General features: G+C 71.0%; 13 protein-coding genes. 8 read left to right on the top strand and 5 right to left on the bottom strand.

Annotated elements, in window-relative coordinates; all coding sequences use genetic code 11:
- Positions 1-204: 204 nt before the first annotated feature.
- Positions 205-1,605: an FAD-binding oxidoreductase gene (locus OG589_RS31540; protein ID WP_405141615.1), complete on the bottom strand. Its 1,401-nt coding sequence runs from the start codon at positions 1,603-1,605 to the stop codon at positions 205-207.
- 260 nt (positions 1,606-1,865) lie between these two features.
- Between OG589_RS31540 and OG589_RS31535 the strand changes: the two genes are divergently transcribed.
- The 4 genes from OG589_RS31535 to OG589_RS31520 all read left to right on the top strand — a co-directional run bounded on the left by OG589_RS31535 (position 1,866) and on the right by OG589_RS31520 (position 4,883).
- A complete protein-coding gene (locus OG589_RS31535) occupies positions 1,866-2,348 on the top strand; it encodes a winged helix-turn-helix domain-containing protein (RefSeq protein ID WP_405141613.1) in 483 nt (160 codons plus the stop codon).
- Between the two features lie 269 nt (positions 2,349-2,617).
- Positions 2,618-3,493, top strand: a complete 876-nt coding sequence (locus tag OG589_RS31530; protein WP_405141611.1) for a helix-turn-helix transcriptional regulator — start codon at positions 2,618-2,620, stop codon at positions 3,491-3,493.
- A 290-nt stretch (positions 3,494-3,783) separates the two neighbouring features.
- A complete protein-coding gene (locus OG589_RS31525) occupies positions 3,784-4,113 on the top strand; it encodes a histidine kinase dimerization/phospho-acceptor domain-containing protein (protein WP_405141609.1) in 330 nt (109 codons plus the stop codon).
- Positions 4,114-4,295: 182 nt separating this feature from the next.
- Complete coding sequence (locus OG589_RS31520; RefSeq protein WP_405152169.1) at positions 4,296-4,883, top strand: TIGR00730 family Rossman fold protein; 588 nt, start codon at positions 4,296-4,298, stop codon at positions 4,881-4,883.
- On the opposite strand, the gene OG589_RS31515 is transcribed toward OG589_RS31520, so the two are convergent.
- Positions 4,860-5,144 (bottom strand): hypothetical protein, encoded by a 285-nt coding sequence (locus tag OG589_RS31515; protein WP_405141607.1) that lies wholly within the window; start codon positions 5,142-5,144, stop codon positions 4,860-4,862. The genes OG589_RS31520 and OG589_RS31515 overlap by 24 nt on opposite strands.
- Positions 5,145-5,262: 118 nt before the next feature.
- On the opposite strand from OG589_RS31515, the gene OG589_RS31510 reads away from it, so the two are divergent.
- Together OG589_RS31510 and OG589_RS31505 are read left to right on the top strand one after the other, a co-directional pair.
- The gene (locus OG589_RS31510) at positions 5,263-5,985 is read left to right on the top strand and encodes a hypothetical protein (protein ID WP_405141606.1); all 723 of its coding nucleotides are present in this window, start codon (positions 5,263-5,265) and stop codon (positions 5,983-5,985) included.
- A gap of 55 nt (positions 5,986-6,040) precedes the next feature.
- Positions 6,041-6,598 (top strand): DNA-3-methyladenine glycosylase I, encoded by a 558-nt coding sequence (locus OG589_RS31505; protein WP_405141604.1) that lies wholly within the window; start codon positions 6,041-6,043, stop codon positions 6,596-6,598.
- A 6-nt stretch (positions 6,599-6,604) separates the two neighbouring features.
- On the opposite strand, the gene OG589_RS31500 is transcribed toward OG589_RS31505, so the two are convergent.
- Entirely contained in the window at positions 6,605-7,468 is an 864-nt protein-coding gene (locus tag OG589_RS31500; RefSeq protein ID WP_405141603.1) for an enoyl-CoA hydratase-related protein, read from the bottom strand.
- On the bottom strand, positions 7,468-8,256 hold the full coding sequence (locus OG589_RS31495) for a PaaX family transcriptional regulator C-terminal domain-containing protein (RefSeq protein WP_405141601.1): 789 nt from the start codon (positions 8,254-8,256) through the stop codon (positions 7,468-7,470). Before OG589_RS31495 ends, OG589_RS31500 begins: the two co-directional genes overlap by 1 nt.
- A gap of 180 nt (positions 8,257-8,436) precedes the next feature.
- Here OG589_RS31495 and OG589_RS31490 point away from each other — a divergent pair, with 180 nt between their 5' ends.
- Positions 8,437-8,604 carry a DUF3117 domain-containing protein gene (locus OG589_RS31490; RefSeq protein WP_114033903.1) on the top strand — a complete coding sequence of 56 codons (168 nt, stop codon included), beginning with the start codon at positions 8,437-8,439 and terminating at the stop codon, positions 8,602-8,604.
- Positions 8,605-8,711: 107 nt separating this feature from the next.
- Complete coding sequence (locus tag OG589_RS31485; RefSeq protein ID WP_405141600.1) at positions 8,712-10,157, top strand: leucyl aminopeptidase; 1,446 nt, start codon at positions 8,712-8,714, stop codon at positions 10,155-10,157.
- Here OG589_RS31485 and OG589_RS31480 read toward each other — a convergent pair.
- On the bottom strand, positions 10,141-10,791 hold the full coding sequence (locus OG589_RS31480; protein WP_405141598.1) for an O-methyltransferase: 651 nt from the start codon (positions 10,789-10,791) through the stop codon (positions 10,141-10,143). The genes OG589_RS31485 and OG589_RS31480 overlap by 17 nt on opposite strands.
- Positions 10,792-10,904 lie beyond the last annotated feature (113 nt).

Genomic DNA, 10,904 nt, shown 5'->3' with positions numbered 1-10,904 from the left:
GTGGCGAGAGCTTGTAAGATCCCTCACGTTTTGCCAAAGGGTGAAATAGGTGCCTTGCAGGAGGCTTGCAGCGACTTGTGAGCCAACTGCCCGGCAGGTGCGGCCGGTCCCGTCCCACCCGCGGAGATCGACGCACTCCTTCGCGCCGTGCCGGAGCCGTCCGTACGGCCCCGTGACGGGCCGTCCGTATCCGCGAGATCAGGCTCAGCCGCGCGGCACCACGTGGCCGAAGCGGAAGAGGCCCGCCGGGTCGTACAACCCCTTCAGCTCCACCAGTTTGCGCAGCACCGGCTCCGGCCAGGCCCGGGAGATCCGCTCCGGAGAGAGGTCGCCGCCCTGGAAGTTGATCAGCGCGCCGCCCGCCGACCAGGGGGCGAGGGCGCCGATCACCGCCTGGACGCTCGCCGGCACGACCGTCTCCATCAGCTCGGGGACCGGTGCGCCGATGACCAGCAGGGAGAAGGCGGCGTCGCGCCCGCCGACGGCGTTCGGCTCCTTGGGCGCGCGGGCCAGCGCGCCGCCGAGCTGCCGCAGTTCCACGACGGCCAGCGGGATCTCCGCCGAGGGACCGGCGACGGCCAGCAGCGCCTCCACCGTGTCCTCGGTCAGCTCGCGGAGCGAGCCGCCGCGCTCGCAGACCGGCATCGGGGCGACCGGGTCGTTGTGGATGGAGTCGATCGCGGTGTAGGGGAGGTGCCCGATGGTGTCGAGCACGGGCTCGGCCACGGCGCGCATGGGGGCCAGCAAGCCCTCCGCCTCCTGGCCGTCTCCGAGGTGGGCGAAGCGCAGGTGGACGACGAACCGTCCTCGCAGCGGCGGCGGCAGCTCGGGCAGCGGCGGCAGCCGGAGCAGCGCCACCGAGGTGGTGGAGGCCTCCGGCAGCGTGCCGGTCCAGGTCCGGTAGGCGTGCAGGACCCGGGCCGCGTCGTCAGCGGCGTAGTAGAGCCCGCCGGCGTACAGGGTGGTCACCGGGAACAGGTCGACGGTGATCGAGGTCACCACGCCGAAGCTTCCCTTGCCGCCGCGCAGCGCCCAGAACAGGTCGGGCTCGCGCCCCGCGTCGACCGTGCGCACGATGCCGTCCGCCGTCACCACGGTGATCTCCCGCACGTGGTCGGCGGCGAAACCGAAGGTCCTGGCGATCGGGCCGACGCCGCCGCCGAGGGTGAAGCCGACCACACCGACGGAGGTGGCCGAGCCGCAGAGCGGGGCGAGGTCGTACGCCGCCGCGGCCGCGACCACCTCGGTCCAGGTGCAGCCGGCGCCGATCCGGGCGGTGCGGGCCAAGGGGTTGACGTCGAGCTCGCGCATCCTCGACGTGGTGATCAGCAGCGCCCCGTCGGCCGCCTGCACGGCGCCGTGGCCGGTGGCCTGGACGGCGACGGGCAGCCCGCGGACGGCCGCGAACCGGACCGCCGCCACGACGTCGTCCTCACAGGTGGCGGCCACGACGAGGGCGGGGTGGTGCCGGACGGCGAGGTTGAAGGCGGAAACCTCCTGCTCGAAGCCGTTCTCGCCCGGGGACAGTACGGGTCCGGAGATCTGGCTGCGCAGCCCCGAGAGGTCGATGCCGAGGTGGTCCGCTGACGGGCGGGCGGTACTCATTGATCATCTCCTGATGACGAGAGGTTGACGCTCCAGTTGTCCCGCACGGCGTTTGGAATTCTCTGGCGGACGACTTGTGCGGGCCCTGACCCGGCCGGTGGACGGCGGGCCGGGACACTAGCGACGCCCAAGACGCCTCGTCAGTACGATGAGCCAGGCATCGGGCCCCTGGCGGTCACCTGGCTCATGCGCGAGCTGTGATGGAGGCGGCCCTCGGCATCATCCTGAGCCCGGCGATCGAGATGGACGGAGCCGTCAGAGTGAGCAGAACCGGCGTGCCGGACGACGCGAGCGCCGCGCACGATCTGGACTTCCGGATCCTCGGACCGCTGGAGGTCGTGGACGGCGCTGGAATGGTCCTCGACCTCGGTTCCCGCAAGCAGCGTGCCGTGCTGGCGCTGCTCACGCTGAGCGCGCCGCACGTCGTCCCCCTCGACCAGCTCATCGACCGGCTGTGGACGAACGAGCTTCCATCCAGCGCCACCGGCACGCTCCAGGCGTACATCTCACAACTGCGCAGGGTCCTCGAACCCTGGCGCAGCCCCCGTTCCCCCGCCCGCGTCCTGCGCACCCGGGAGCCGGGCTACCTGCTCGACATCGCCCCCGACCAGCTCGACGCCAACCGCTTCACCCGGGCCACCGAGGCGGCGCACGCCGCCCTCGCGGAGGGCAGGCCGGAGGACGCAGGCGTGGCTGGCCATGGTCCGAGGCTTGCCGAGGCCGGTGCGTGGTGGTTTGGGTAGGCGGCACGATGAGGCGGTGTGGAGCCTTCACGATTGAGAGCACCTTCGCCAACACTTAGATGGCTGCCGCATTCTCGCCAAGCCACACCCGAAGCGCATTCGACGTACTGATCCCGACGGTCTGGCGACCGTTGAGGGAGCGGCGATGTTTCGGACTCCTTTAGCCTGCCCCGACCTCGGGGCAGGCTAAAGCCCCGTCCTGAAGGTATCTGGAGGATGACCGACTTCACATCTTCGCGTAGCGGCTTTTAGAGGGATAAACTTCACTTATGGACGCTGCGGAGCGCCTGGGAGGATTTTTGCGCTCGCGCCGCACTCGACTGCACCCCCAAGAGCTTGGTGTGACCACTTATGGGGGGCGACGGCGCGTCAAGGGGTTGCGCCGCGAGGAGCTCGCGCAACTGGCAGGTGTCAGCGTCGACTACTACGCGCGGCTGGAACAGGGGCGCAGCCGGAACGCCTCACCCCTGGTGCTCGATGCTCTTGCCCGAGCCTTGCAGCTCGATGAGAGCGAGCGTGCCCACTTGTTCGACCTGGCCGCCCTCATCCCTGACCAGGATCGCGGGTGTCCTCTGCCCCCACCACTGGTCCGGCCCGCGACCTACCAGCTCCTCGAAGCCCTCGACAAAGTCGATATGCCGGCCGCCGTGGTTGGCCTCCGTGAGGACATCCTGGCGAGCAATGTGCTGTACCGGGCGTTCGTCAAGGACTTCGCCGCCGCGCCGGCTCCCGAGCGGAACATGGCGAGGTTCATGTTCTTTGACCCGTTCTCGCGGGAACTTTACCTGGACTGGGAGGGGTCCGCCGGCTTGACCGCCGCCTTCCTTCGCTTTGACTTCGGTCGTTATCCCGATGATCGGCAGCTGCGCCAGCTGCTCAACGAGCTCGCGGTAGGCAGCGAGGACTTCCGCCGCATCTGGGCAGAACAGCCTGTGCTGTCGCGTACCCATAGCGGCTCGAAGGATTATCGCCATGAGCTCGTCGGCATGTTCACGGTCACTTACCAGCTCATGGCGCTTCCGGACGTGCCTGACCAGAACATCGTCATCTACACCGCCCAACCCCACTCTCCGTCCGCCGAGGCCATGCGCTCGCTTGCCAAGTTCGCCAGGGACAACATCGATCCGAGATCGAAACCCAGATAGATCTCATCTAGGGGGTACTGCCCGTCCTAGGCTCGATAGGGAGTGGTTACCGCAGAGGCGCGCTCTTAATGTTGAAGGCACGTAATGCGGCAACGTGGCGCCTGCGGGAAGTTCTCCGCTCGCGTGGGTTGGCCGATCGTCCCAAGGGACTGCCCCATGATGGGATTCGGGCGGGCCCCAGATGCGCCACGACATGCCGCCATGGCCGTGCCGCCGTCTGCGCTGGCGGCCGTTTGGAAGGCAACATGGGCTCGATCTTCTTGGAAGCATCGGATACGGAAAGGTGGGCAATGTGCCTCATCGCTAGGAGCATGCAGCCCGCCTATGTCGACGACCTTGAGCACTCCGCGCGGCTGATGTCAGACGGCGGGGCCGATTTCTCGAGTATCGACAGCGTCTCGGCTGACCCCTGGTACCAGTCACGGGACCTCGCCTCCCGTCTCTCTCACGCGCTGCGCACTCCGCTGACCGCGCTGCGCGCCGAGCTTGAGGAGGCTCGGCTGCATCCCGACCAGACGCACGTGCTGCAGCTGGTAGACCGCGCACTGCCCAGCATCGACCGGCTGGAGGCAGTGGCCGTCTCCATGCTCGAGCTGGGCCTGAGCAGAGCAAGATCCTGACTGCGCCGGAGCCTCGCTGAGCCGGCGCTGTGCTCCAGGAGCGAGATGCCCACGGCTCCGCCGATCTGTTGGGTGGCGTTGATCAGCGCGCCGACCAAGATCGCATGGTCGGCCGGCGGGACATGTGACCGGTCGCCGCCCTTTCCGGACGAGACGGTCTGTGTAGGGTTACCGGCGTGGATATGGCGATCTGTGTGTTCTGTGCCTCCAGCCAGAAGATCGACCGCAAGTACCTCGACCTCGCCACCGAGGTCGGCACCGAGCTGGGCCGGCGCGGGCACACGCTCGTCAGCGGCGGCGCCGTGGTGTCCTGCATGGGCGCGGTGACCCGTGCCGCGCGGGCGGCGGGCGGGCGCACGGTCGGCGTGATGCCTCAGGCGCTGGTCGACATGGAGATCGCCGACACCGACTCGGACGAGCTGATCATCACGGACGGCATGCGCGAGCGCAAGGGCATCATGGACGCCAGGTCCGACGCGTTCCTGGTGCTGCCCGGCGGCATCGGCACGCTGGAGGAGCTCTTCGAGATCTGGACCTCCCGCACGCTCGGCCTGCACGACAAGCCGCTGGTCATCCTCGACCCCTGGGGCCTGTACGCCCCGCTGCGCCGGCTCGTCGACGGCATGTACGAGCAGGGGTTCACCCGCCCGGACGTCTTCGACGCGATCTCCTGGACCACCACGGTCGAGGAGGCGCTGCACCACCTGGAGAGGCCGGGCCGTCTCCTGACGCCCAACGCCGAGGAGCTAGGCGAGGCCGCGGCGGGCTAGCGCGGGGGGCCGCCTGCCGGCCAGCGCCTCGGTCATGTCGATCGCGAGCCGCACCTGCTCCTGGTGGTCGGTGCGGAACACGCGGGCTCCGAGCCAGGCGAACACCGCCGCCGTCGCGAGCTGCGTGGTCTCGTCCCCCGTCAAGGTCACCACGACCGTACGGCCGGCGCGGGCGTGCCGCTCGACCTCGGCGGCCGAGCCCGCCTCGACCCAGGAGGCGTCGAGGGGCCGGTCGGGGCCGGTCACGAGCACGGGCGTCATGCGCCGATCGTGCCACATGTCGGGCACGGGGCCGTCACGTCGGTCCCAGGCACGGTGCGGATCAAGGCACCGGGTCAACTAGGCGCGCTCAAAGGCACCGATGTGGCACGATTCGTATGTGCTGGTCCTACTCGCCGTCGCCGCGCTCGCCGTACTGTTCTGCGTGGTGCTGGTCTCGCAGGGGCGCGGTGGCGAGCTGACGGAGTTCGCCCCCGACGTGCCGCCGCTGGACCTTCCCGAGCCCGGGCAGCTGACGGCCGTCGACTTCATGGCGCTGCAGCTTCCGGTGAGCCTCGTGGGTTACCACACCCAGAGCGTCGACGAGACGTTGCAGCGGGCCGCGACGGCACTCGGCGAGCGGGACACCCACATCGCCGTGCTGGAGCAGCGCGTCGCCGAGCTGCTCGCGGGGCGCCTGCAGGCCCGCCAGGAGTCGTACGCGCGGCCGTCCTGGGTGCCCGGCTCGTCCGAGCCCGCGACGGAGCAGGGGCTCGCCTCAGGGCCCTTCGCGACGGCGGAGCACCCGCTCGGCGAGGGGGTGGCCGCCGGGACGCACCAGAACCTCTTCGACGCCATCACTCCTGCCCCCGGCCTGCCCGCCGTGCCCGCCGAGGACCCCGGCCCGCTCGGCTCGTCGGACGCGGCCCGCGAGACCGGCTCCACCGGGAAGGCGGACGCCCCAAAGGAGCCCTCCTCAGAGCCCACCTCAGAGCCCTCCAACGGGCCCTCCAAGGAGCTCTCCTCAGAGCCCTCGCCGGAGCCCTCCAAGGACGCCTCCGGCGAGCCGGCGAAGGAGTCCTCACCGGAGTCCTCCGGCGGAAGAGGCCCGCTGACCCGGTGACCCGCTCGCCCGCGGCGTGCGGGGCTTCGCCCGCCGGCTTGTAACCTCGGTAGCTGTGACCCCTGAGCTTGTGCGATGCGGCTGGGTGACCACCGCGCCCGACTACATCCGCTACCACGACGAAGAGTGGGGGCGGCCGGTCCGCGGCGACGACCTGGTGTTCGAGCGGCTGACCCTGGAGGCGTTCCAGTCGGGCCTGTCCTGGCTGACGATCCTGCGCAAGCGCGAGAACTTCCGCGAGGCCTTCGCCGGCTTCTCGATCGACGCCGTCGCCGCGTTCGGCGAGTCCGACGTCGAGCGGCTGCTGGCCGACGCCGGGATCATCCGCAACCGGGCCAAGATCGAGGCGGCGATCGCCAACGCCCGTGCCGCGGTCGAGCTGCCCGGAGGCGTCTCCGAGCTGGTCTGGCGGTACGCCGACCCGGCCGCGCCCGTGCCGAAGTCGCTCGCCGACGTTCCCGCGACGTCGGCGGCCTCCAAGGCCCTGGCCAAGGAGCTGAAGCGTCACGGCTTCCGCTTCGTCGGCCCGACCACGGCCTACGCCCTGATGCAGGCGATCGGCCTGGTCAACGACCACCTGGCCGAGTGCTGGGTGCGCGACCGCGTCGCCTGACGGCCGTCAGCGGCCCTCGAAGACGGGACGCTCCTTGGCGAGGAAGGCCCTGGTGGCGTTGTGGTGGTCCTCCGACTTGGCGCAGGCGTCCTGGAGGTCGGCCTCGACCTCCAGAGAGTCCTCCAGGGAGTGCGCGGCCGAGAAGTCGAGCGCCTGCTTGATCGCCCCGTAGGCCACCGTCGGGCCCTGTGCCAGCCGTACGGCCAGCTCGCGCGCACGGGCGGTCAGCTCCCCGGCGGGGACCACTGAGGTCACCATGCCCAGCTCCAGCGCCCTCGCGGCCCCCACGGGCTCGCCCAGCACCAGCAGCTCGCGCGCCCTGGCCGGGCCGACGAGCCTCGGGAGCGTCCAGGAGGCCCCGGAGTCGGGGGCGAGGCCGATGCCGCTGAAGGCCATGGCGAACTTGGCGCCGTCCGCCACGACCCGGAAGTCGCAGGCGAAGGCCAGCGAGGCGCCCGCGCCGGCGGCGATGCCGTTGACGGCGGCGATCACCGGCTTGCCCATCCCCGTGATCGTCAGGATGATCGGGTTGTAGTGGGCGCGGACGGTGTTGTCGAGGCCCACCCCGGCGTCCAGGTTGTCCGCGTGCTCCCGCAGGTCCTGCCCCGCGCAGAACCCGCGCCCTGCGCCCGTCAGCAGCACCGCCCGCGCGCCGGCGTCGTCGCGGGCCCGCTCCAGCGCCTCCAGCAGCGCGGCCTTCATCAGGATGGTCAGCGCGTTCATGGCGTCCGGGCGGTTCAGCGTGATCGTGGCGACGCCGTCCTCGACGGAGTACAGGACATGGTCGTGCCCGTGCTCGTCCGCGGTCGGCGAGGAGGGCGCCACCGCGCCCTCGGGCGCGGCGCCGGTGAGGTCAGGTCGCTGATCCATCAGTGGACTCCCTTGTCCAGGTTGCGGTCGACGAAGGCGGCCGCCGCCGGCAGCAGCCGGGCGGCCTCCTGCTCGAAATAGGCGCGTGCCTGGTCTCCGGGCCAGGCCGCGGGCAGGAGCTCGTGCGGAAGGCCCGGATCGCGGAACAGGAAGTTGCGCCACCCGTGGACCAGTCTGCTACGGGCGGCGAAGACCCGGTCGCCGGGGGCGTCGGGGGCCAGGGCGCCGACGAGGTCCGCGGCCTGGTGCATCCACTCCTCATAGGCCCGGGCTATGGCGCGAAGGTCCCACGCGCGGGCGACCAGCTCGCGGGGGTCTCCGTCGAGGGTGCTCTCGAACCGGTCGGCGGGCACCCCCTGGTCGTCCAGCAGGGCGTCCAGCTCGGGGGAGGGCCTCAGCCCGATCCAGGTGGTCTCCGACAGGGGGGCGTAGCCGAGGAAGGACAGGTCGGCGCGCAGCCGCTCGCGCGTCCCCCGCCGGCGTACGGGCTGGAAGACGAGCACGTGCCAGCGCCCCGGCCACGGGGCCGACCCGGTGCGGTAGACGCGCAAGGCGGTCTCGTCGAGGCGCCGGACGCTCTTGGGCGTCAGCGCGTACCCGGGCCCCTGAGGGAGCCGCACAGGCGCGAGCCAGTCCTGCCGGACCATGCGCGAGATCGCGGTGCGGACGGCGGGCGCGGCGATGTCCAGAGGGGCGAGAAGCCTTACCAGGGCGGCCACGGACGCTCTTCCGGCACGGATGCGCAGGTGGTCTCCGTAGAGGTCGAAAAGCGCGGCGCGGGCGTTCACATAGACCAGTTTGATCGGCGCAAGGGCCCCGGACAACGCATTCTGGGAGGAGATCGTTACCCATGCGCGCTCGCGAGGCGGGATAATGGGACGTCACAGAAGACGTGAAAGCGGCGGGCGGCCGGGCGCGGACAGGCGCGTACCGGCATCGCGCAGGCCGAGGCAGGAAGGGATACACGCATGGCGGCGATGAAGCCGCGGACCGGCGACGGTCCGCTGGAGGTCACCAAGGAAGGACGGGGCATTGTCATGCGGGTCCCTCTCGAGGGTGGCGGTCGACTCGTCGTCGAGCTCTCACCAGATGAGGCCAGAGCCCTTGGCGACGCTCTGAAGAACGTCGTCGGCTGACATACCCCTGACACAACCCACCGACACAGGCGACTTGACGGCCCCGGCGGCCGGGCCGCATGCCCCCATGCCGGGGCTGTCGCACATCCAGGCAGGGGAGGACCACCATGCCAATTGAGACCGCGCTGCGATTCATCGACCCCCCGGCGCAAGACGCCGATCTGCTCGCCGTCCCCTTCCGTAGCGACCTGTCCGCGGACGTGCATCTTCCCGTGCCGGTTCCCGCGCTCCTGGCCCACCACGAGTCCAAGGGCGAGCCCGGCGAGGTCGTGGAGGTGCCCGTGGCGCATGGGGCGACCGTACGGCGGGTGCTGCTCTACGGCATCGGTGACGGCACCCCCCGCGCGCTGCGGAAGGCGGGCGCCGCCGTCGCGCGGCGCGCCAAGGGACGGCGCTCGATCGACGTCACCCTCCCGCGCGACGTCGGAGAGCGGGGGTGGTCGGCCCTGGCCGAAGGCGCCCTGCTCGCCTCCTACACCATGAGGATCGGCGCCATCCGCACCAACGCCGTCGAGGAGATCCGCTTCTCGGGGCCGGAGGAGGCCCGGCCGGCCATCGTCCGCGCCGAGGTGATCGCCCGCGCCACGGCCGTGGCCCGCGACCTGTCCAACATCCCGTCCTCGGAGAAGACCCCGGCCTGGCTGGCCGACAGGGCCGTCGAGGTCGCCGAGCGCTCGGGCCTGACCTCCAAGGTCTGGGCGTCCGACGAGCTCGCCGCGGGCGGCTTCGGGGGCCTCATCGCGGTCGGGCAGGGGTCGGCGAGCCCGCCCCGCCTCATCCAGCTCTCGTACGAGCCGGAGGACGCCGACGGCACCCACATCGTGCTGGTGGGCAAGGGCATCACGTTCGACAGCGGCGGCCTGTCGCTCAAGCCCACGGACGGCATGAAGTTCATGAAGACCGACATGGCGGGCGGCGCGGTGGTGATCGCCGTCCTTGGCGCGCTGCGCGAGCTGGGCGTGCGCACCCGCGTGACCGGTCTGGTCGCCGCCGCGGAGAACATGCCCTCCGGCACGGCCCAGCGGCCGGGCGACGTGATCACGCACTACGGCGGCCGCACTGTCGAGGTGCTCAACACCGACGCCGAGGGCAGGCTGGTGCTCGCCGACGCGCTGGCGTACGCGGACGACGTCCTCGACCCGGACACCGTGGTCGACCTCGCCACGCTCACCGGGGCCATCGGCATCGCCCTCGGGCGCGACATCGGGGCGGTCTTCTCCACCAGCGACGACCTGGCCAAGGAGCTGATCGAGGCGGGCACGGCCTCCGGCGACCCCCTGTGGCGCATGCCACTGATCGAGGACTACCGGCCGGCGCTCGACTCCCAGGTGGCCGACCTGTCCAACGTCGACGCCGAGGGCACCTATGGCGCGGGCGCCGTCACCGCGGCCCTGTTCCTGCGGGAGTTCGCCGGCGGGCGGCGCTGGGCCCACCTCGACATCGCGGGAGTGTCCCGCAGCACCGCCGACGACGGCATCCTGACCAAGGGCGCCACCGGGTTCGGCACCCGCCTGCTGCTGGAGTGGCTCGTGGCCCCTAGTTCGCGATCTTGATTGCGGCGAGGAGGCCGTCGCCCAGGGGCATCATCAAGGCCCGCAGCCGCTCATCGGCCTTGATGAGCTTGCCCAGCTCGCGGATCGCGACGGTCTCCGGATCGCGCTGCGCCGGGTCGGCCACCCGGTTGTGCCACAGCGCGTTGTCGAAGGCGACGATGCCCCCGAGGCGCAGCAGGCGCACCGCCTCGGCCAGGTAGTCGCCGTACTCCAGCTTGGCGGCGTCGCAGAACACCAGGTCGTACCCGCCGTCGGCGAGCCGGGGGAGCACGTCCAGCGCGCGCCCGCCGATCAGGCGGATCTTGCTGCCGGAGAACCCCGCCTCCGCGAAGGCCTGGCGGGCCAGCCGCTGGTGCTCGGGCTCGACGTCGACGCTGGTCAGCGTGCCGTCCGGCCGCATGCCGCGCAGCAGCCACAGTCCCGAGACACCGCATCCGGTGCCGACCTCGACCACGGACCTCGCGCTGATCGCCGTCGCCATGAAGCACAGCGCCGCGCCGCCGCCGGGCAGGATGGGAACGGCTCCCACCTCGATGCCACGCCGCCTCGCGGCGAGCAGCACCTCGTCTTCGGGATGGAACTCCTCCGCGTAGGCCAGCGTGGCCTCCACCGGATTTGTCGGCGTCGGGGCCATCGGCCTCTCCTCCCCGCCTTCGCCGTACGCACGTATTGGTCGCAGCCTAGGGGAGTCGGGGCCGAACGGGAACTCACGCCACAACGGGTACGTTGCACGCTTTGAACGACCTT

It is taken from the genome of Sphaerisporangium sp. NBC_01403 (assembly GCF_045040145.1).
Lineage (GTDB): Bacteria > Actinomycetota > Actinomycetes > Streptosporangiales > Streptosporangiaceae > Sphaerisporangium > Sphaerisporangium viridialbum.
The sequence above is the reverse complement of the archived record's forward strand: the minus strand, read 5'-3'. Positions and strand labels throughout refer to the sequence as shown.